The 20,429-nt window shown below is 39.1% G+C and carries 20 protein-coding genes and 1 pseudogene; 7 read left to right on the forward strand and 14 right to left on the reverse strand.

What is annotated here, in order from left to right; translation table 11 throughout:
• The first annotated feature begins 69 nt into the window (after nt 1–69).
• On the forward strand, nt 70–375 hold the full coding sequence (locus MHI34_RS19280) for a hypothetical protein (RefSeq protein WP_089933644.1): 306 nt from the start codon (nt 70–72) through the stop codon (nt 373–375).
• Nucleotides 376–811: 436 nt separating this feature from the next.
• Here MHI34_RS19280 and MHI34_RS19285 read toward each other — a convergent pair whose 3' ends face one another.
• The 5 genes from MHI34_RS19285 to MHI34_RS19305 all read right to left on the reverse strand — a co-directional run bounded on the left by MHI34_RS19285 (nt 812) and on the right by MHI34_RS19305 (nt 6,466).
• On the reverse strand, nt 812–1,849 hold the full coding sequence (locus tag MHI34_RS19285) for a serine hydrolase (protein ID WP_089933647.1): 1,038 nt from the start codon (nt 1,847–1,849) through the stop codon (nt 812–814).
• Between the two features lie 232 nt (nt 1,850–2,081).
• Nucleotides 2,082–2,735: a DUF2306 domain-containing protein gene (locus tag MHI34_RS19290; RefSeq protein ID WP_342503817.1), complete on the reverse strand. Its 654-nt coding sequence runs from the start codon at nt 2,733–2,735 to the stop codon at nt 2,082–2,084.
• Nucleotides 2,736–2,812: 77 nt separating this feature from the next.
• A complete protein-coding gene (locus tag MHI34_RS19295) occupies nt 2,813–3,235 on the reverse strand; it encodes a GNAT family N-acetyltransferase (RefSeq protein ID WP_342503818.1) in 423 nt (140 codons plus the stop codon).
• A 545-nt stretch (nt 3,236–3,780) separates the two neighbouring features.
• Nucleotides 3,781–4,749 (reverse strand): ABC transporter substrate-binding protein, encoded by a 969-nt coding sequence (locus tag MHI34_RS19300; protein WP_170829868.1) that lies wholly within the window; start codon nt 4,747–4,749, stop codon nt 3,781–3,783.
• A 118-nt stretch (nt 4,750–4,867) separates the two neighbouring features.
• Nucleotides 4,868–6,466, reverse strand: a complete 1,599-nt coding sequence (locus MHI34_RS19305) for an AraC family transcriptional regulator (protein WP_036126134.1) — start codon at nt 6,464–6,466, stop codon at nt 4,868–4,870.
• Between the two features lie 521 nt (nt 6,467–6,987).
• On the opposite strand from MHI34_RS19305, the pseudogene MHI34_RS19310 reads away from it, so the two are divergent.
• The 3 genes and pseudogenes from MHI34_RS19310 to MHI34_RS19320 form a co-directional block, all read left to right on the forward strand.
• Nucleotides 6,988–7,902: pseudogene (locus MHI34_RS19310) on the forward strand (beta-propeller fold lactonase family protein); the annotation flags it as partial.
• Between the two features lie 306 nt (nt 7,903–8,208).
• Nucleotides 8,209–8,559: a hypothetical protein gene (locus tag MHI34_RS19315; protein ID WP_271913324.1), complete on the forward strand. Its 351-nt coding sequence runs from the start codon at nt 8,209–8,211 to the stop codon at nt 8,557–8,559.
• A 311-nt stretch (nt 8,560–8,870) separates the two neighbouring features.
• Nucleotides 8,871–9,110 (forward strand): hypothetical protein, encoded by a 240-nt coding sequence (locus MHI34_RS19320; protein WP_036126137.1) that lies wholly within the window; start codon nt 8,871–8,873, stop codon nt 9,108–9,110.
• Between the two features lie 421 nt (nt 9,111–9,531).
• Here MHI34_RS19320 and deoD read toward each other — a convergent pair whose 3' ends face one another.
• Both deoD and MHI34_RS19330 read right to left on the reverse strand, forming a co-directional pair.
• Nucleotides 9,532–10,239 (reverse strand): purine-nucleoside phosphorylase, encoded by a 708-nt coding sequence (deoD, locus tag MHI34_RS19325; protein WP_036126140.1) that lies wholly within the window; start codon nt 10,237–10,239, stop codon nt 9,532–9,534.
• A 213-nt stretch (nt 10,240–10,452) separates the two neighbouring features.
• Nucleotides 10,453–10,665 carry a YozE family protein gene (locus MHI34_RS19330; RefSeq protein WP_036126142.1) on the reverse strand — a complete coding sequence of 71 codons (213 nt, stop codon included), beginning with the start codon at nt 10,663–10,665 and terminating at the stop codon, nt 10,453–10,455.
• A gap of 251 nt (nt 10,666–10,916) precedes the next feature.
• On the opposite strand from MHI34_RS19330, the gene MHI34_RS19335 reads away from it, so the two are divergent.
• The gene (locus MHI34_RS19335; RefSeq protein ID WP_342503819.1) at nt 10,917–12,758 is read left to right on the forward strand and encodes a methyl-accepting chemotaxis protein; all 1,842 of its coding nucleotides are present in this window, start codon (nt 10,917–10,919) and stop codon (nt 12,756–12,758) included.
• Between the two features lie 855 nt (nt 12,759–13,613).
• Here the strand turns inward: MHI34_RS19335 and msrB are convergent.
• From msrB to MHI34_RS19360, 5 genes are all read right to left on the reverse strand, one after another.
• A complete protein-coding gene (msrB, locus tag MHI34_RS19340) occupies nt 13,614–14,042 on the reverse strand; it encodes a peptide-methionine (R)-S-oxide reductase MsrB (RefSeq protein WP_036126147.1) in 429 nt (142 codons plus the stop codon).
• Entirely contained in the window at nt 14,035–14,568 is a 534-nt protein-coding gene (gene msrA, locus MHI34_RS19345; protein ID WP_058843200.1) for a peptide-methionine (S)-S-oxide reductase MsrA, read from the reverse strand. The genes msrB and msrA overlap by 8 nt, the downstream gene beginning before the upstream one ends.
• Before the next feature lie 12 nt (nt 14,569–14,580).
• Complete coding sequence (locus MHI34_RS19350; protein ID WP_036126152.1) at nt 14,581–15,162, reverse strand: YpmS family protein; 582 nt, start codon at nt 15,160–15,162, stop codon at nt 14,581–14,583.
• 4 nt (nt 15,163–15,166) lie between these two features.
• Nucleotides 15,167–16,096: a GDSL-type esterase/lipase family protein gene (locus tag MHI34_RS19355; RefSeq protein ID WP_230593921.1), complete on the reverse strand. Its 930-nt coding sequence runs from the start codon at nt 16,094–16,096 to the stop codon at nt 15,167–15,169.
• 433 nt (nt 16,097–16,529) lie between these two features.
• Entirely contained in the window at nt 16,530–17,372 is an 843-nt protein-coding gene (locus MHI34_RS19360) for a DegV family protein (protein WP_036126157.1), read from the reverse strand.
• Between the two features lie 275 nt (nt 17,373–17,647).
• On the opposite strand from MHI34_RS19360, the gene MHI34_RS19365 reads away from it, so the two are divergent.
• On the forward strand, nt 17,648–18,283 hold the full coding sequence (locus MHI34_RS19365) for a hemolysin III family protein (RefSeq protein WP_036126159.1): 636 nt from the start codon (nt 17,648–17,650) through the stop codon (nt 18,281–18,283).
• Between the two features lie 13 nt (nt 18,284–18,296).
• On the opposite strand, the gene MHI34_RS19370 is transcribed toward MHI34_RS19365, so the two are convergent.
• A complete protein-coding gene (locus tag MHI34_RS19370) occupies nt 18,297–18,791 on the reverse strand; it encodes a hypothetical protein (protein WP_058843199.1) in 495 nt (164 codons plus the stop codon).
• A 58-nt stretch (nt 18,792–18,849) separates the two neighbouring features.
• Nucleotides 18,850–19,326, reverse strand: coding sequence for a dihydrofolate reductase (locus tag MHI34_RS19375; RefSeq protein ID WP_036126163.1), 477 nt, complete (start codon nt 19,324–19,326; stop codon nt 18,850–18,852).
• Nucleotides 19,327–19,487: 161 nt separating this feature from the next.
• On the opposite strand from MHI34_RS19375, the gene MHI34_RS19380 reads away from it, so the two are divergent.
• Nucleotides 19,488–20,405, forward strand: a complete 918-nt coding sequence (locus tag MHI34_RS19380) for an alpha/beta hydrolase (protein WP_036126166.1) — start codon at nt 19,488–19,490, stop codon at nt 20,403–20,405.
• Nucleotides 20,406–20,429: the final 24 nt, after the last annotated feature.

Raw genomic sequence — 20,429 nt, forward strand, 5'->3', positions numbered from 1 at the left:
CTCCTTTTGCATAAAATCTTACTTCATGTCCACAATAAGTTCTAAGTCAGTCTACTTGAGGTGAGAGGTATGGAGCATTTTCCGCTAATACATACAAATTTTTGGGATGCCGTCATTGCAGTCCCTGTCGTGATGATTGTTACGCAACTAATTAAGAAATTGGGTCATATCAAACCTTTTTGGGTTCCGACCATTGCATTAATCGTCGGCTTATTCATTTCCATTTTCATCAGCCATCGCCACAACCTTCTTGCTGGGCTTTTCATGGGCTGGTTTTATGGCTACGCAGCCATTGGTAGTTACGCTTCATTGAAAACATCTTATATTACCTACAAACAAAAGAAATTCCAAAAACAGAAACATAGCGATCCATAAGAATGTAGCGATTGCAGGAATAGAGACAAAATAATATACTAATATTAACAAATTTGGGGCTACTTATTAAAGTAGCTCCTTTTTAATCAGTTTGCACAATAATCCTGTAATTTTTAATAAAGATAAGAAAGGTTGTTCAGCTATGGAAATGTTCTTTTTCTTTAGTAATTTTTATTTAATGCCCCTCTACGCTTTTTTGTTTAGCTATTACCTTATTAAGCTACTCAAAAAATTCAGTAAGGGACAATACACGACAACGACTGAATCGAGGATTGTCATAATAACCTTTATATTAATTGTTTGGAGTATTAGTTATACACTCGCAAGCAGTCAATAGCTTCATAGGTAATGAGAAGAAAAAGCACTTACACACAAGGGCGATATTCGACCAATGCTATTAAACATTAGAGCCGTTTCCACATAGGCTCTATTTATTTTATAAGGGTTGAGCTGATAATAATGCTGCTTCTATGCCCTTCATGATGTTCATAGCTCCACTCGATTTATTTGAACAGACAACTACTTTGGTTGAGCAGTCAGGATAATAAGCTGAATGGAAGCACACACCTGGATCATATCCCATCACATGATATTTTAAAATAGATTGGTCACTGTTTTTCTTAATCCATACACCATACCCGTAACTATCACTTTCATTCATCTCAACATGAGGCGTTAGCAGTTGTGTTGTGACAGCTTCACTTAAAAGGTCAAAGTTCATCAGCGCATGCCAAAGTTTTGACATATCCCTCGCTGTTACAAATGCTCCTCCATCCGAACCTCCTTTTACAGGTAAGGAGTAGATATTTGTTTTCCATGTACCATCCGGGTTATCTATGTATCCTATTGCGGTATTAGATGGTAGAGAATCTAACGAGAAATAGCCCGATTCCTTCATATTCGCTGGATCAAATACATTTTTTTGAATGTAGTCAGAAAAGTTCATACCAGAAATATGCTCAATAACTAAGCCTAATAAAATATACCCGGCATTGTTGTAATGAAATCTCTCCCCTACTCTATATTTCATCGGCCGATCCTGAAATAAAGGTAAGAAATCACGTAATGTTCGAAGTTGATACATTGGATTTTCAACCCATAATTCTTCAAAATTCTCCATTTCTTCCTCATCAAAATAATCTGCAATTCCTGAAGTATGCGTTAGCAGATGTTCAATAGTAATCTGCTCATCCAAATGCTTAAAATGATGGTTTAAACAGTCACTTAGTTTACTATCCAAAGAAAGCTTTCCTTTTTCGATAAGCTGACAAATAGCAATTGCAGTAAAAAGTTTACAGCCAGATGCAATACCAAAACGCGTTTTTGTGTTATTTTCAATTTGCTCCGAGCGATTTGCATAGCCAAAGCTTTGATTGACTAAGGCAGCCTTCTCTTGATTTTCCACTAGAATTGTTCCCGAAAAATCAAGATTCTGTTGTATGTCCACTATAATATTTTGCAATTTTGTATGCATAGTCATTCCCCTTATTTCTCCAAAGTAACTAAATAATAACTTCTCTTACTAAAACAATACTCTACTACTGTTACCTTGTCGAGAATATTCGCATAATTATGAGGAGAAGGCTGTGCATACTGAGGAATGGCTAAAGGGTCAATTGCTGGTATCCTATCTTTACAAGCACAAAAATTATTACTAGTGATTATTGAATTCATTATGCTTTACATTCTCTTTAATCTATTGCAAATCAAGTCGTCTTTGTTACATGCCGATTGTCTATAAAGACATGAAGCTTGCGCTGAATATACCATTCCATCACGAATAAATTTGGCACCCAACACAACCACGCGATGACGGCATAACTATATTGGAAATTTTCAAAGCCAAATAATACAGTAAATAAGGGGAGGTAGATTCGCAATGTCACTGCCGCAAAGGTTAAAGCATAATTTCTTAGCATCCATTTTTGATGTCCTTGGATGTTTCTTTGTTTAATGTTAGCCAGTGCTTGAAACATTGTGATGAGCCAGCCTATAGATAATAAAGCGAAGCCTAGCTGTGCTACCCATCCCCCAGTTGCGTGAAATGCTAAATAAAGTCCTGCCACACCACCGAACAAAATACTAATCATGTAGATGCTACCTAATCGTTTATGACGTTTCATATTTTTCTCTCTTAAGGTGGAGGACAATGTAAAAGGGCCGATTACGAGGGCTAATACACCAAAAATGATATGAATGTAAAGCATACTATACCAAAAGGAATTCAATGTAGCGCTAAGCATGAGCTTTAATTGAACAAACCCAGCCTGTTGTGCATGGAATACGATATATTGAACGACCGAATAGCCCGCTATCATTATCGCCAAGCCACTTACAATAAACCACCATTTTTTTCTCATTCTGTAGCTCCTTTCTTTTGAAACCTAATATTGCAATTGACTACGCTCTGACATAAAAGTGGTCTAAAAAGTAGCCGTTACAGACTACTAGTAGTGCAGTTGTAAAGGCAGGCAAAACGCTTCACACCTGGGTATTTTTCACCTAAGCTTGTAATGTGAAACCCAATATTTTCATAAAAATGGACTGCTTCTTCGTCCGTTTCTGCATAAATCGTAGAAAATGAATAGTGTTCTTTCAAATATCGAATCATTTCACGTCCAATCCCTTTTCCACGATTCGTTGGTGATACGGCAAGATGTTTAATTTCACAGTGATTTCCATCCCTCTTTGCGATTCCGATACACCCCACCATTTCTTGCTCGATGCTATAGCCATATAACACTCTTTCTGGACTTTCCATATATAATTGGTACTCTCTAGCTACTTTCTTGTCTGAAGTGGCATAGGATAATAGTACTTTCACTTCGGGTTGGATATTGCTTGATTGAATTTGTTTCATAAAACGCAACCTCTCTATTTCTATCAGTAGTCATTGAATAATGTGTCAATTACTATCATGTTCTACCATTTTAATAGTCATCTATTTTATCTATACGAAACCGTTGTTTATCTAATGAATTCAGCTCCTGACCAACCGTCTCTCTCCATTAAAAGCACCTCCATCTAACTACTAAATTCCTGTTACAATGATCGTAAAAATAGAAAGAAGGTGTATGATGGACCTATTGTTTGTCATTCTTATTTTTGCTGGGATGTACCAAGTTACATTCTTATCATCGAAGAGCGCCACTAAATCAAAGGGAAATGTATTTAATTTTTGTATGGCTTCCTTTGATGTGAGGGAGTCGATTGGCAAAGGAGGATAAAATAATTTATTACAATAAATAAAGATTGCACTTACTGCCAAAAGAGTTGCTATTAGTAAGCCTCTTTTCATTGTACCGTAAAGCTTCATTTTTTTTACAAATAAATGTATATTTATTTTTTATCTAACAACAATAAAGACCACTCATCACGAGCGGCCTTTAATGATGTATGTCATTCTCATTGTTTATTAGTTAACATTTTTACTACTTCTTTGATTTGCAGCTCTAATGATATTGGATCATTGCCCCAGAATAAATCTGGGTCCAGCTTGAACACTCGGTCATTTTTCACGGCGTCTAGTGACTTCCAAAGTCCCTCACTCTCACCCCATACTTCTGAGATTAAATCTCCCTGATCGATGAAAATATAATCGCCAGCATATTCAGGAATGACTTCGTACGAAACTTGTCGATATGCCTCTTTCCCAATCATTTCCTTCTGTTGTTTCGCTGGTGGCTTTAATTGAAGATGTTTGTAGATGGCTTCACCACCCCTATAGCCTCCGTCACCATAAATATAAAATCCTTTATCTACTACAAAAACGCCCATAAGTGCAAAAGTATCGTCGGGTTTAATAATGTTCGCAAGCTGTGCTCGTGCTTCCTCTGCGGTCTTATCTAAATGCTTAATCCATTGCTCGGCTTCATCTTTTTTGTCCAAAGCATCGCCCAAAAGACGCATTATTTCATAAATATCACCTGAAGAGCTATAAGGGAGCGCAAGCGTAGGTGCGATTTTCTCATACTGCTGAAGAATCTTTTCATCACCCACCCAAGTGATGATTAAATCCGGTTTCAGCTGAACGATTGTCTCCAATGATCTTTCCCCAGTGGTTTCAATGCCATCAATCTGATCTTGAATTACTTTGTTCTCCAAATCCCATTGGGTAGAGCCGATTGGCTTGATACCTAACACAAGTAACTCTGGTAAATAGCCGTCTGTTACAATCCGCTTTGCTTGACGTGGTATTTCAATATCACCACGTTGTGTTTTGATTATTTTTGTAGCTGATTCTGTTGTTTCAGCTGTTTTGGAAATGTCCTTATTAGTATTGGAATCGGCGCTGTCATTGGCATTGCCACAAGCCGTCAGTATAGCGAGTAAAGCAAGAAATACTATTGATTTTAACACCTTATGTAAGTACAAGATTGTACCTCCTTGTTTGATAATGATTATCATTCGCGATGATATATTCATTATAGAGGCAGTCTTATACAAGGACAACGCCTATAAATTGGATGTTGCATAGGGAAAATTGTTGGATTTAACTTTGATTAGTGAACAATTTTACTATTACATCAAGTTGAATCTCCAAAGACAGACCATCATCAAACCAAAATTCATTAAGCTTAAGTAAGTGTAATTGGCAGCCTTGTTCATACACTAACTGTTGCCACACGGAACGCTGCATCAGTTTGGTGCGGAAAGATTCTGTATCATCAGTAGGTACGATCAAAAACATATGATTGGCCGCATACAGGGGCAAATCCTGCTCTTTAACTTTCAGATGTTTACCAGGTTGAAGTACCTCCTGTTGAATGGTCTGAGGAGCTCGTAGTCCTAATAGCTGGTATAAAGTGTAGGCGGAGCGCACCGATAGATAAGGGATCAGCCATAAGTTATCGTGACTTAATTCAAAGATACCTGCTGTTGAGCCTGACTGAAGAAATGGTGTGATGACTTTTCTTGCCTCTATGGCGGACTGCTGTAGCTGCGCAATCCAATCTTCAGCCTCTTGTGTTCGCCCAAGGAGTGTCCCAAGCAGTCGCACCTCTTCAAGCTTGTCTAACTGTCCCCATGGAATCGTCAGAACAGGAGCAATTTGTTCGAGTGCTTTCATTACTTCAGGGTAGTTATAAAAATAGGTTGGTGCCACGATTAACTCCGGGGCTAGTTGATGTATCACTTCTATTTGGTCAAAAGATTCTATCTCTACTATGTTCGGCAATCGTCTGTGCAATAGCTGGGATGATTGAAGCAGCTCTCGTGTTGTAGCGAGAGGCTGAATTCCCAATGCGAGTAATGCCCCAAGAAATTGTATACTAACGATACGGTTGCTCTGCTTCCTCTTGCGAAAGCTACTAGGTGAAAGATGAACATACTTGGTGAACGTTTTTCCCAAATACGAGCCGTCTGCAAATCCTGTTTTCAACGCAATATCCTGCAATTTGTCATTTGTTCCAAGTAGCATAAGCTTCGCTTGGTCAACCCGAATTTGATTCACATACTCAGCAAAGCTCCACCCTGTTTCCTTCTTAAACAGCGAGGAGAAATAGCTTTCGTTAAAGCCTGTCATGTTGGCCATAAAAGAACGTGTTAGCGGTGCTTCAAAATGTTGTTTGATATATGTAACAGCCTGCTGAATAGCTTGATCGTTCGTCACAAAACTGTTATCAATACTCTTTCTTTCAAAAATCGTATCGAGGAACTCGTGCAGAAGCAAATGGAGCTTAGGGGCAGCATTTAGTTTCTGCGTTTGAGAAAACTGCCCTATCAAATTTTTCAGCAGCCCTACCGCATATCGAGGAAATTCCATGACCTGCCCATGCGCAGGCAAATGGGCTGTATCAATCACATATAATAACGCTTCTTTCTCACGTTTAGCCAATCGATAACTATTAAACGAGATGCTGTAAACAGGCATAAATCCTTCGCTAGTGCTCGGGACGATATGGCTGTCCTTCTCCGGGTACAAAAGCAAGACGAATTGCCCTTTTCCTATACGACAAGTACGTTGCCCTGTTCGAATAACTATCGGTTGTGTAGGAATGATAATCATTGGAAATAACCCTGTCAGCGTAGCGGGACTCAGTGTTCCCTCGTCCGCTAGAAGTCTTAAATCCAGAAGCTCATATGTTAGCATTTTCCTAGACCCTCCCCTGTCATATATAGTGTTGAATATTATTTTAAAACAACTAAACTATAATCTACCATAAAAAATCCAAAAGGCTTTTAAAATCAATCAGCTTTGCTTATATATGGTATATTCCTGATATTTGGAATTTTTCAACAAAACCAGTTATTAATAATAAGGTGACACCATGGATGGGCATACTGCTAGAAGGAAATACAAGGCCATTATACTGAAAGAAATCCCTTCACCTAATAGGCAAAATGCTGATTTTGGAAGTTTATCTTTATCACTTTCATCAAACCATCCTATACAACCACCACATTTTTCAGAAGTATTTGGATTAGGTAAACGTACAGTAAGCCCAATTCTGTACGCATATAGTATCACTATATGTTAGGAAGGGTGTTCGTGTGGAGAAAAAACATCAATCTTTAAAAAAATTCAAGCTAAAATCAAATCCAAATTGTCATTGTCGTTGTTGCTGTCCTTGTTGTCGTTGTAAATGTAAACCACCATTTTTACCGATACCACCAAGTTGTAACTATCTCGTATATGTGACAGACGCTGGTCAGCTAGTATCGCCTGATAATAGAGTATCTGTGATTGATACGGCGACAAATACGATAGTCGCAAACATACCCGTAGGATCTGCTCCTCTCGAAGTAGCGATTACACCAAACGGAGCATTTGGTTATGTTCCAGCGCTCTTCTCGGATAATGTTACGGTCTTTAGTACTGTCACAAACACACCAATCGCTACCATTCCAGTAGGGGTTAATCCTTTAGGTGTCGCCATTTCACCGAATGGAACACTTGCTTATGTATCCAATCATGGATCTAACACGGTATCTGTCATCAATACAGCCACTAATACTGTAACCGCAACTATCCCAGTAGGGCTCCAGCCTCAAGGCATTGCTTTTACTCCAAATGGCGCGTTTGCTTATATTGCAAACGAAAATTCAAATTCAGTATCTGTTATCAATACAGCTACGAATACGGTGGTCGCTACAATCCCTGTCGGCATTCGCCCAAGATCCATTGTTTTCACATTGAGTGGACAGTTTGCTTACGTGACAAATGAAAATAGCAACATCGTATCCGTCATTAATGCTGTAACCAATACAGTAGTTGCTACAATCCCTGTGGGCACAGGACCTGTAGGAACAGCCATTACACCAGATGGAACACTTATTTACGTTGTCAATAAAGGTAGCAATACGGTTTCGGTTATCAATATAGCTACTAATACGGTGATTGCTACAATTCCTGTAGGACCATCTCCTGACCAAGTGACGATTTTGCCTGATGGAACATTTGCCTATGTCACGAACCAAGTGGACAATACAGTATCTGTTATCGATATAGTGACCAATATGGTCATTGCTACAATCCCTGGATTTAACGGTCCTACTGGTATAAAAACGGGCACCATCTGCAACTAGCTTTTGACACCCTTGGCGAACAAGAAGTAGCAAGTCAAATTAAAGAAAAAGCAACCGACTCTAGACGACCATCTTAATCAAATGGTCGTCTAGAGTTGGTTGCCTATATCATGATGTAATGAGCGAATGCTAAAACGTTGAATGCTCATCTAGTTTTGGAATAGTAGTAAGTCTCATTCGTTTTTACCATTTATATACTATTTTACGTTCCTCTATGTTACCATCTATAATAGACAAAATGTTTATTTAGCAAATAAGCAGAATGACTAAAATCATTTATCAATAAAATTAGAGGGTGTGCAATTAATGGGGTTCTTTGATAGGTTTTTTAAAAAAATAGAGGCTGTTAATAAAGAAGAAGTTGCTGTTGCTGAACTTGAATCCGAGTTTTATTTAGAGTCTGCACTGGATGAAGCCAATCAATTTTGGGTGGAAATAGCACAAAATCTTATCGTGAACGCAGTTAAGGCAACTGTGAAGGGAATGTCTCTCGAGGAAGTAGAATCCATTTTAGGTATAGGTGAATTTGGAGGAGATATGACTACACCCAATGCTACAACAGAGACCTATTGGTATGAAGGAGTTAGTGGCGGTTCTGCTCAATTAATTTTTTATAACGGTACATTAGGCATGAAAGAAGAATTTGGTCTACAATAATGAGTTTTCTATTATTTAAACAGGACTTGCTAATGGCAAGTCCTTTTGTTATGCTCGCACAGGCTCTCTCACATATCAGTCCATAAACCGCTTGCTGTGTCAATCCAATAAAGCCATTAATGCAAGGTTTTAATGTAACAGCAGAGAGCAAATTACGTAACTAATTATCCATCTTAATGTATCTCGATTCGCTCAATGCTGTTCTGTGGCACTTGAAAAAGAAGAAGCACACCAGCTTATTGATACAACGGTTATTTATGGTAAAATTAGGTGGTATTTAGTTAATAATTTTATTCAAAAGGGGATTTAAAATGAAGAAACCGATTTTATCAATCGCTGTATTTTTACTAAGTTTTTTCTCATTACTTATTTCGCTTAAATTATTTTGGAATTTAGGTATTTATGTTGATGAGTATGGTACAAGTCCTTCTATTGTTAGTGGTGGAGAATTTTGGCATTCCATGGATTGGTTAAGATTATTTTTACTGTTCCTGCTGTGCGTAGTATCGTTTATCAGTATTTTTAGTACGAATCAAAATAAGAGTAATTAAAGTAATAGCCATTATTAAAAATTAAAGAAGGATGAAGGAATTATATGAAATTGTTTAGAGGAATTTGGGGTATATTATTATGCTTATATGGTGTAGCTTTATCTATCAAATATTTCCAGAATGTCAGTGAAGGATGGAATATAATCCTTCATGCTTTATCTGGGAGTTTATGTATTTTAGGAATTTTACTAATTAGTAAAGCGATAAAAATGAAAGTGTAATCAGAAGTGACTTTCAACCTATCCAAAAATTAAAATAGCAGTCGTTACAGACAAGTCCTTATGTAATGCTTCCTCAAATCACTTCGATTTAAAAAGCCCATTAGGCTCTGATTTACTCAGTCACCTAATAGGCCATTCATATAAGTCTTTAAAGGTTAGTCCTTTGAAATTTAGTCCAATTCAATAAACCCTTGGTAAGCTTAGTCTTGAATCGCTGCGTCTAACGCTACCACGATCATGTCATTGAACGTTGTTTGACGTTCTTCAGAAGTTGTTACTTCGCCTGTGATAATATGATCACTTACTGTTAGAACTGCAAGTGCTTTACGGCCGAATTTGGCAGCTAATGTGTAAAGGGCTGCTGATTCCATTTCTACAGCTAGCACACCATATTGTGCTAGTTTTTCGTTTTGGTGCTCGTCTGAGTAGAATAAATCTGCTGTGAAGATATTCCCTACTTGTAAGTTAAGACCAGCCTCTTTACCTGCGTTGTAAGCTTTTAATAATAAGTCAAAGTCAGCGATTGGTGCGAAGTCGATAGCACCACCCCAAATGATTTGGTTCATACGTGTGTCTGATGTTGCGCCTTGCGCTAAAATGACGTCACGCACTTTAACATCCTTTTGAATTGCACCACAAGTACCTACACGAATTAATTTTTGCACATCATATTCTTGCATTAATTCTGTTGCATAGATAGAAATAGATGGCACACCCATACCTGTTCCTTGTACAGAAATACGTTTACCTTTATACGTACCTGTATAACCAAACATATTACGTACTTCATTGTAGCAAATTACATCTTCTAAAAATGTTTCTGCAATGTATTTTGCACGTAATGGATCTCCTGGAAGTAAAATTGTGTCAGCGATTTCACCTTTTTTTGCATTAATATGAATACTCATACTACAATCCCTCTTTTCTGTCAGTTATCACTATAAATAATACTGTGTTTCTGTCATTTACGCAATGCTAGACGTCTAGCAACTAAAAATATTTATCTTGATTCAGCGACGCAGTTCAGAACATGAAGCGCTTAGGATAACTTCTACTCTTTTGCCCGAAAAATCTGGACGCCAATTCGCCGAGGCATCATCGATCTTTTCATACAAGCAAGCTTATTCCTCATAAAGCGCCCATAAAGTATCGAATGTTTCGATTGTTAAGTTTTCCGTAGCGTAGGATTCAATATAGTCGGACAGCTCATGAAAGTCTGTGCTCTGTTTTGGAAAATTATGCTCCTGAAACATTTCCTCTGCAAAGCGGACTTTAGGGTCTGACCAATCACCTCCTCGGAATGTTAATACATACAAATAAAAACTTTTTTTCATGAAACAATTTCCCCTTTTTAAAACATTGGCTTTTCGCTAGTGTATCAAAAAAAATAGCTTTCGTCATAATTCCCACCACTAAGATATTTTACCTATTCATGCTTTTAGAACTATTTTCTCGGACAATACTGACTTTAGTCACGGTGTATTTTATCTGAAAAATTTAAATTTTTAGAAATAATAATAGAAATATCTAGTAAAATAAGATAAAATTGAAATCGATTATTGAAAAAAATAGGAAGGTGATGGCGATGAAAAAAACTCAAAAAACTCGTAATACAGCGAAAAAACGCCCGTCTCTCTTTATGCTTAGCTTTTTGAGGAAAAGGCAAGCTGCTACAAAAGAGGAACCCGGGAACAATCCCCCTCCTATTAAAGTAAAACGACAACGTTTTTACCATTTAATTCGGGGCAAAGTGCTTATTATGTTTGCACTGCTTATTGTGATTAACGGCATCATGGGTATATTGTCTTATTTCAATATACAAAATTTGCAGCAGCAAATGGAAGACTTTACTAAGAAAAACGTCCAAGAGCAGTTAACTGTCAATCAGCTTGCATATGAAATTGCTAGACTAACAAATTTAGAACAATCCTATTTAATTACAGGGAATGGTATTTATTCTACTTCTTATCATATGAAAATTGATACTATTAACAAAAAGCTGTCTGCCTTAAAAGAACAATTTCAAGAACGACAAGTAGAGCTAAGTCATATGCAGGCCATCGAGCAATATTATAAAAATTACCTAGATTATTCAGACAAAGTCATGACGATGCGCGACGAACTCGGACTTGAACAAGCCCGTAAGCTCATGATGGGTGCTACTGGGGAAACGATGAAAACGCATATCGATAACAATATTGAATCTATTAATGTGGTCATGGACGAGTCGAATAAAACCAAATTAGACAAGCTTAATCAACAGGTCAATCTTTCCATTACTACGTTCTTTATCGTGTCAATTGTTGGCTTTTTAGCAATCATCATTTTTGGTTATATGCTCTTTAAATCACTTAAACGAAATACACAGGCTATTAATGACTCCATCCTTGATATTGCACAGGCAGGAGGCGATTTGACAAGACGTGTAAAAGTACGTAATCGTGATGAATTTTCAATCATTGCGGCCTCGACGAATACATTAATCGAGTCAATTTCTAATTTAATTCGCCGTGTCAGTGAATTAGCGGATCATGTATCAAGCAGTAGCCAGGAGCTGATGTCGTTAGCTGATGAAAATGCACGAACGATTCAGGATATTGCTGATGCCACAGCTGATATTGCCAGTGATAGTGACAATACGATTTCAAGTATGAATAGTGCCCAGCAAAAGATGAGCGACTTAGAGCATGCCGTGCATCAATTAAATGAACAAGCAAGTGCCGTCCATCGTGCCTCTGTCGCTATGCAGCAAGCAGCAGATGAAGGCAGCCGCTCTGTGGAACAATCCTCGCTTGTTATGCAATCCATTGAAGAAACGATGGCTTCCACAACGTCCACGGTCGAAGCATTAGGTCGTAAATCTGCCGACATCACATCGATTATCGGCACCATCACAGCCATTTCTGAGCAAACAAATCTTCTCGCATTAAACGCGGCCATTGAAGCGGCACGCGCTGGCGAACATGGACGAGGCTTCGCAGTTGTAGCAGATGAAGTTCGCAAGCTTGCAGAGCAATCACAAAGCGCAGCGAAAGAAGTAACAACGATTGTGACGTCCATCCAGCAGGAAGTTACGTCAATCATTGCCCAAAATCACGAAGGAGTAACAACTGTTATCCGAGGCGTGGAAGTAACAAATGAAACGAATCAATCCTTAGCCAATATTTTAACGCATACAGAGGAAACAACGACGATTATCGCAGCTATGGTAGATAAAATTGCGACTACACTTGACTCTAGCAATGCAGTAGCAAGTGACTTCGTGCATGTCAATGCCTATGCCGAGCAATCAGCAGCCAACACGGTAACCTCAGCAGCAGCCGCAACACAGGGCTCCGCATCCATGCAGGAAATCAACGCAGCAGCCACCGAGCTCGCCCAACAAGCAGATAGCTTACGTAACCTAGTGAGCGAATTTAAAGTATAAGTCACTCGAAGGAGGATCCAGCATTTTGCTGGTTCCTCCTGCATTTTGAGGAGCTATCCTTTCAATTTGAAGATTCGATCATTCAAATAAAGGATTCTCTGTTGAAATGGTGGGCTATCCTTCGTTTTGTTGATTCTATCCATCAATCTTTGAGTTCTATCCTCCACTTTGCTGCTTCTATCCATCGATCTGAGCGTTTTATCCTTCAATCTACTGATTCTCCTCTCATTTTGCTGAGCTATCCTCCACTTTGCTGGTTCTATCCACCAATCTGAGCGTTCTATCCTTCAATCTGCTGAGTCTCTCTTCATTTTGCTGGGCTATCCTTCACTTTATTGGTTCTATCCATCGATTTGAGAGTTCTATCCTCTACTTTGCTGGTTCTATCCATCAATCTGAGCGTTTTATCCTTCAATCTGCTGAGTCTCCTCTCATTTTGCTGAGCTATCCTCCACTTTATTGCTTCTATCCATCGATCTATGAGTTCTATCCTCTACTTTGCTGGTTCTATCCACCAATCTGAGCGTTCTATCCTCCACTCTGCTGACTCTCCCCTCATTTTGCTGGGCTATCCTCCACTTTATTGCTTCTATCCATCGATTTATGGGTTCTATCCTCTACTTTGCTGGTTCTATCCACCGATCTGAGCGTTTTCTCCTTCACTCTGCTGACTCTCCTCTCATTTTGCTGAGCTATCCTCCACTTTATTGCTTCTATCCATCGATCTATGAGTTCTATCCTTCAATCTGCAAAGTCTATCCTTCCACTTTGCAAGTTCCTCCTCATCAGTAAATTCATCACCTTAAGGTTACAAAACAAAAAAATCCTAGCAAGAGCTACCTTGCTAGGATTGGATTATTTAAATAACGATTGATACTCGCCATAGCCTTCTTTTTCTAAATCTTCTTTGGGGACGAATCGGAGCGCTGCTGAGTTAATGCAGTAGCGCAAGCCTCCTTGCTCACTTGGACCGTCTGGGAAGACATGTCCTAGATGGGAATCCGCTTCTTTACTGCGCACCTCCACACGACGCATGCCGTGGGATGTATCGAAAAGCTCGGTTACTTGCTCTTTTTCAATCGGCTTGGTGAAAGCTGGCCACCCACAGCCTGAGTTGTATTTATCGAGTGAGCTGAATAATGGTTTCCCAGAAACAATATCTACATAGATGCCTTCTGCAAAATGATCATCGTATTCATTGCGGAATGGGGGCTCAGTGCCATTTTCCTGTGTGACGTAATATTGCATATCTGTTAATTCTTTTAAACGTTGTTCTTTACTCATGTTTATTCCCCCAGTGATGCTCCTGGAACGCTCTGCGACCAGATCCAATCGAATAGCGCTCATAGTGCATTGGATTTTTCTTATAATAATGCTGGTGATAATCCTCCGCCGGATAAAAGGTGCTGGCTGGCAGGATTTTTACCATGATTGGTTTATCAAATTTCCCAGACGCTGCTAAATCTGCCTTCGAGCGTTCTGCTAACTCACGTTGTTCCTCATCATGATAGAAAATGGCCGTTGTGTAAGACTCTCCACGGTCAAAAAATTGACCCCCTGCATCAGTTGGATCAATCAATGTCCAAAAAATCGCTAGTAATTGCTCGTAGCTATATAATTCATCATCAAAAACGATTTGTACAGCTTCTACATGACCTGTCGTTTCAGAGCATACCTGTTCATAGGTAGGATTGACAACATGTCCACCTGTATAGCCTGATAGCACTGAGACAATGCCAGGTGTTTCGTCAAAGGGCTTGACCATGCACCAAAAACAGCCCCCTGCAAAGGTTGCGTATTGCTTTGCCATTGTTTTCACTCCTTATTCACCAGGAACAATAATTTCCAATAGAATTTTATCATTTGGTAAGTCTAATTCTTTGGCACGGACACGTGATCCTGAAGCGATGTTGATGCGGGATAAATCGATATAAATTTCCGCTTCATTCGGATGCACCGTAATCCATGAAGGAAATTCCACCGAATCGCGCATAATTTTCATAGTCGTTTCTGGTGGAATTTTCAGTAGTCCAACATTCATTCTCGTCTGCTTTAAAATAATATTGCCTTTGTCATCTACAATCGGTTCAAAATTCATGGAAATCGGAACTTCCGTATAAAATGCCGTTAGGGTGCTTCGTAATTGAATATCATTACCAATTGTAAAATCAAGCGGTAAAGGTGAGCCCTTCGCTGCATCCTTTAAATACTTTTTCGATATCGATTCTAATTCCTTTGTTGTTGTTTGCACAACGAGTACATTCCCTTTGCTTTCACTTTCACCTGCTGAACTCTTCGCAACGTTGACGCCATCCACTGGTCTAGTTGCTAAAAAAACGACGAGGAGGATTGCAAAAAGCACTGTGCCTGCTAAGGCGAAAAACGCGACTTTCCATTTATTCATTTTGTCACTCCTCGAAGCCTATTGCCTTGTTAATCTTTTTTTCCATACCACACTGCTCCATTGCTGCTAATATACGCTCTGTCATTTTTTCATATCCCTTTGCGTTCGGGTGGAAAAAATCTGTATGATAGACGAGCTCTTCATTTGAATCAAATAAATCTTCTACTGATACATAGCAAGCATTGGAATCCTTGCTTGCTACTTCTTCAATCACATTATTCCATTCTGTGATAATTGTATCAAATTCATTCGCCTCATTGGTTACAATTGAAAATGGATTATAAAAACCAATGAGTAGTATGGGCACTGTCGGATTTTTTGCACGAATGCCTTCTACGATTTTGCTGTAACGTTCTTTATATGCTCGCAGCTCCTTATCAAAAGCGTCCCGCTTCAAGTTAAATAAATCCTGCTTGACGACCTTCATGACATCATTGCCACCCATTGTTAAGGAAATTAGCTGTGCTTCTTGCAACTCTTCATCATAATGCCCTTTTTTCACTAATTTTAGTAGTTGATCACTGCGTCTACCTCGTTTGCCTCGATTATCTACATCTACATCTGAAATCGAGGGCCATGCGAGCAATGAATCTGCTAATCTTCCAACATAACCGTCTTGACTATACTCATCACCGACACCATCTGTTAACGAATCTCCAAGTGCCAAGTAATGTAGTTGCTTTGCTTGTTCTTCATCAATTTGCGATAAATCCTCTGCTGATGGCTCAAAAAAATGTTCAAATATTTGTGTCAACATATTCTTAGAGGGTTTTTCCTCATCCTCTGTTTGTTGCTCATCCTGCGTCATATCTTGCTCCGTCCCTGCTTGCTCACCGTCAGGTTCTGCTTGCGGATTCGGTTCATCGATTGATATTGCACAACCACTTAGTACTAAGACGGTCAAACACGACAACATAAATCGCCAAATGTCCATTTGACCACCTTCCATCCCTTTCTATTACTTCTATTATAGAATAGTTCATGCCGCAATGAAAAGTGACTAACCCTTAGTTCTCCATAATTTTGTGCTCCTGCCAAGTTTCTTCACTGGGTAATGTGGCTTTATAATAGGAATAGCTAGTGTTTGTTCATGATTGGTGGTGAAGTGTTTTATTTCGAGTAAAGTCGCTCACCTTTGATGGCAGTACCCTCATCTGATTCCAAGACGTTCAGCTTTGAGGCAAATGCGCCCATGCCTCATTCGAAGCCGCTCAGCCTTGAGGCAAATGCGAAGCTACTCTTCTTTAGCGGTAAAGCGCTCTTATTTAGAGTGCAGTCGTACAAAACGCTCATCTCTCGAATGTGTCCAATATGATCTAAGCATGAAAAAAAGCCACTACAATTACTTATGTAGTAGCTCCTCACTATTATTCTGCAAAATAAATAAAACCGATGGCTCCTGGGCCTGTGTGTGTCGAGATGATTGGGGATGTGAATGCAATTTCTACATCGTTAAAACCCGTCTCTTCGATTAAGGCTTTTAATGGATTGCCCATCGTTAATAGGCCATCTGCATGGGAAATGCCCACTGCCTTGACTGTTTTTCCAGCTGTGTCTTCTTGAAATTGTTTAAATAAGTAATTGACTACCTGCTTATGGCTACGTACTTTTGATACAGGGTTGTAAACGCCGCCTTCAAGGTTGGCAATGACTTTGATGTTTAGAAGTGAACCGATAAAGCCCTTTCCTTTACCAATTCGACCACCTTTAATTAGGTTTTCAAGCGTATCTACAATAACATATAGGTAGGTATTGTCACGTACTTTGTCCAGACGTGCCACAATTTCCTCTACGGTTGCGCCCTCATCACGCATGCGGATGGCTTCACGTAGTTGAATAGCGAGACCAATCGCTATAAAGCGTGAGTCGATGACTGTTACATCAGCGTCTGTCATTTGTGCCGCTTGGCGTGCCGATTCCACTGTTCCGCTCATACCACCTGTCATATGGATGGAGATAATTCGATCCCCATCTTTTCCAAGCTCATCATATAATTCTTTAAATTTCCCTGGAGCTGGCTGTGAACTTTTCGGTAAATTTTTCGCATTTTTCATTAAGCCTAAAAAAGACTGCGGCTCTAAATCCACACCATCTGTATATGTTTGACCATCAATTTGAATCGTTAAAGGCACGATATGTATGCCATGTTGTGCTACTTCTTCTTTTGTTAAATCACAAGTTGAGTCCGTTATTATATGAATTCGTCCCACTTCGACACATCCTTTTACTTCATTAAAATTTATTATATAGACTAATGAATCATTATGTAAACATGACATTTGTCATTAGGTAATGCCCTGTCCTAACTTGCATGTAAACGCTACCTTGGATACTATAGCGTTTTCGCCCACCTCTTGTCTATCAATGCCCCTCAAAGAATATGACAGCCTTATGACATTTTTGATATGAAATATATGACAAATGTAAATGTTCAAGAATAAATTATTGGGGTATAGTAAATACATGAACGAAAGGAGTGTTTCAAATGGTGGATTCATTTGACTATAAATCATGGAAAGAAGAGCTATGGAATGCCATTACACACGGTATTGGTTTCGTTGTTAGTATTCCGGCACTGGTTGTCTTATTGTTAGCAGCCGTCCAAACAGGAAATGCACTACATATTACAACCTTTAGCATTTTTGGTGCGTCTGTCATCATTTTGTTTTTAATGTCTACATTGCTACACAGTATGCCAGGAAAATATAAACACTTTTTTGCTATTTTGGACCACTCGTCCATTTATATTTTAATTGCCGGCACCTATACGCCGTTTTTATTAATTGCTGTTGGTGGCACACTAGGCTTGACATTATTATGTATTATTTGGTCACTCGCTGTACTCGGTGTACTGTTTAAATGTTTCTTTATTAATCGTTTCGAAGTACTTTCCTTGATTTTTTATATTGGTATGGGCTGGTTAATTATTTTCGCCATTAAGCCCGTTTATCTCTACTTAGGTTTTTATGGCTTTGCTTTGCTGCTAGCAGGTGGGCTATTCTATACCATTGGAGCAATGTTTTATGCATGGCGCTCCCTACCCTACAACCATGCGATTTGGCACCTTTTTGTACTGGCGGGCTGTGCTTCTATGTATGCTTGTGTCTATTTCTATTTATAAAAAAAGGCTCCCTTCATAAGGAGCGTTTTTTTATGGATTCTCGTAAAAGCGCAATGGCTTCCTTTACCTCTTTGTCATTCTCTTCATCATTCAATTTATGCCTAGCATGCAGTAAAATTGGTCTTAGGGATTCAACAGAACGCCCAAATCCATTCATCCACTCATAGCGAGGCACCATCCAAGTATGAAAGTGGTGTGTCGTATCTTCATTGTAAAAGTAATAAACATATTCTATACCTAATACTTCCCTTTGAGCCTTTCTAATTGTTGTTAAGAGGTTAATATAGTCCATTTTTTCATGTTCTTTTAATTCATCGAAGCCATGAATATGACGTTTTGAAGCTAAAATGACTAATCCCTTTATGGGGTACGCTACATCCTGGTGAGCGTGAAAATAATCCGTTTCAACGACAACACCTCCATTGGGTTCAATTTGTCCACTTGTGATTGCACAGCTCAAACAATCAACATGAGCCATTTCTCCACTCAATAATGTTATTTTTCCCATCGAATCTCCCCTAAACACAGAATAAGCACGGTCTACTAAAACCGCGCTTGTCTCACCACTATTTACGTTCAAAAATTTGATATTGGAATGTATAGCCTTCTGGTGCTGTTTCAGGCTTTTCTGATGATATTTCAATAAAATCCTGCTCATAGCTTGGGAAATAGGTATCTCCTTGGAAGGCATGATTAATTTTTGTAATATATAAACGATCTGCCTTCTCCATTACTAAACGGAAAATTTGCTCACCACCAATAATCATGATTTCAGGTACATCTCCAGCTTGTGCTAATGCTTCCTCTAAGCTTGTCACGATTTCAATACCATCCGCTTGGTAGTTCTCATCGCGCGTAATGACAATGTTGCGACGCCCTGGAAGTGGACGACCAATGGATTCGAATGTTTTACGTCCCATTATCATCGGCTTACCCATTGTTTTCTCTTTAAAATACTGCAAATCTCCTGGTAAATGCCAAGGCATCCCGTTGTTATAACCAATGACATGGTTGTCATCATGTGCCACAATTAAAGAAATCATACTGTCCCTCCAAATACTTTCATCTTTTTTATTATAAACATAATGAGCGTATTTCACCTCATTTATGAATGAATTTTCTTTTTATAAAATTAAATCCTAGTAAAATTATATGAATAGTTTATAATAGAGATATCCAACGTCACGATAAAGGAATGATGAAGATGACTACTTTAAGAAAAGAAGCTGTTCATTATATTGAAGCCCAGCATACGGGCACACCTTATTACCAAGTTACCCCACAGGAAGCAAGAACAATGCGCACAGCTACGCTTTGGCAATCACCACACAGACCAAAGCTAGCATCCATCAAGGATTACAATATTACGGTGCGAGATGGAGCTGCCATTACACTTCGTCTCTATACGCCTGTCCTTGACAAAACATTACCTGTCATTGTTTATTACCATGGTGGTGGCTGGGTTTACGGCAATTTAGAGTCTGTCGATGCAGGCTGTCAGCTATTAGCAGACCAAGCACAGGCGATTGTCGTATCAGTAGACTATCGTTTAGCACCAGAATACCCCTTCCCAACTCCCTTATATGATGCCTACGATAGCTTAGTATGGGTGTCTGAGCATATCAAAGCCTTTGGTGGAGATGTCAATCGCTTAACTGTTGCTGGGGACAGTGCAGGTGGAAATTTAGCTACCGTTGTTGCTTACTTAACTACTACATTGGGTGGTCCAGCGTTACAAGCTCAAGCACTAATCTATCCCGTGACAAATGTCGACTTTACAACGGAATCCTATCAGCTTTTTGGTGAAAACTACGGCTTAGATGCACAGGGCATGCAGTGGTTCTCTCAGCATTATACAGATGAAGCAAACTTTACAAACCCGCTCGTGTCCCCTCTTCAGCTAGAGAATGTTCGTAACATGCCTAAAACAATCATCATAGCTGCTGAGGCCGATGTTCTCTATGATGAAGGACTAAGCTATGCAGAAAAACTAAAAGCTGGTGGCGTTGCAGTAGAACATGTCACAATGCCAGGTTTAATTCATAGTTATTTCAGTAAAATGAATTATTTTGAAGATGCCACAAACGAAACGGTGGCAAAAATTGTTGAATTCTTGAAATAAGTTTGGCTATCCAGCTCAAACAGT

It is taken from the genome of Lysinibacillus sp. FSL L8-0126 (assembly GCF_038630385.1).
In the GTDB taxonomy this organism is placed as follows: Bacteria; Bacillota; Bacilli; order Bacillales_A; family Planococcaceae; genus Lysinibacillus; species Lysinibacillus fusiformis_D.

Bases quoted from the DNA above. Each gene is read 5' to 3' on its own strand.
- MHI34_RS19280 (WP_089933644.1), top strand. From the start codon at position 70: ATGGAGCATTTTCCGCTAATACATACAAATTTTTGGGATGCCGTCATT.
- MHI34_RS19285 (WP_089933647.1), bottom strand. From the start codon at position 1,849: ATGCATACAAAATTGCAAAATATTATAGTGGACATACAACAGAATCTT.
- MHI34_RS19290 (WP_342503817.1), bottom strand. From the start codon at position 2,735: ATGAGAAAAAAATGGTGGTTTATTGTAAGTGGCTTGGCGATAATGATA.
- MHI34_RS19295 (WP_342503818.1), bottom strand. From the start codon at position 3,235: ATGAAACAAATTCAATCAAGCAATATCCAACCCGAAGTGAAAGTACTA.
- MHI34_RS19305 (WP_036126134.1), bottom strand. From the start codon at position 6,466: ATGCTAACATATGAGCTTCTGGATTTAAGACTTCTAGCGGACGAGGGA.
- MHI34_RS19315 (WP_271913324.1), top strand. From the start codon at position 8,209: ATGGGGTTCTTTGATAGGTTTTTTAAAAAAATAGAGGCTGTTAATAAA.
- MHI34_RS19320 (WP_036126137.1), top strand. From the start codon at position 8,871: ATGAAGAAACCGATTTTATCAATCGCTGTATTTTTACTAAGTTTTTTC.
- deoD (WP_036126140.1), bottom strand. From the start codon at position 10,239: ATGAGTATTCATATTAATGCAAAAAAAGGTGAAATCGCTGACACAATT.
- MHI34_RS19330 (WP_036126142.1), bottom strand. From the start codon at position 10,665: ATGAAAAAAAGTTTTTATTTGTATGTATTAACATTCCGAGGAGGTGAT.
- MHI34_RS19335 (WP_342503819.1), top strand. From the start codon at position 10,917: ATGAAAAAAACTCAAAAAACTCGTAATACAGCGAAAAAACGCCCGTCT.
- msrB (WP_036126147.1), bottom strand. From the start codon at position 14,042: ATGAGTAAAGAACAACGTTTAAAAGAATTAACAGATATGCAATATTAC.
- msrA (WP_058843200.1), bottom strand. From the start codon at position 14,568: ATGGCAAAGCAATACGCAACCTTTGCAGGGGGCTGTTTTTGGTGCATG.
- MHI34_RS19350 (WP_036126152.1), bottom strand. From the start codon at position 15,162: ATGAATAAATGGAAAGTCGCGTTTTTCGCCTTAGCAGGCACAGTGCTT.
- MHI34_RS19355 (WP_230593921.1), bottom strand. From the start codon at position 16,096: ATGGACATTTGGCGATTTATGTTGTCGTGTTTGACCGTCTTAGTACTA.
- MHI34_RS19365 (WP_036126159.1), top strand. From the start codon at position 17,648: ATGGTGGATTCATTTGACTATAAATCATGGAAAGAAGAGCTATGGAAT.
- MHI34_RS19370 (WP_058843199.1), bottom strand. From the start codon at position 18,791: ATGGGAAAAATAACATTATTGAGTGGAGAAATGGCTCATGTTGATTGT.
- MHI34_RS19375 (WP_036126163.1), bottom strand. From the start codon at position 19,326: ATGATTTCTTTAATTGTGGCACATGATGACAACCATGTCATTGGTTAT.
- MHI34_RS19380 (WP_036126166.1), top strand. From the start codon at position 19,488: ATGACTACTTTAAGAAAAGAAGCTGTTCATTATATTGAAGCCCAGCAT.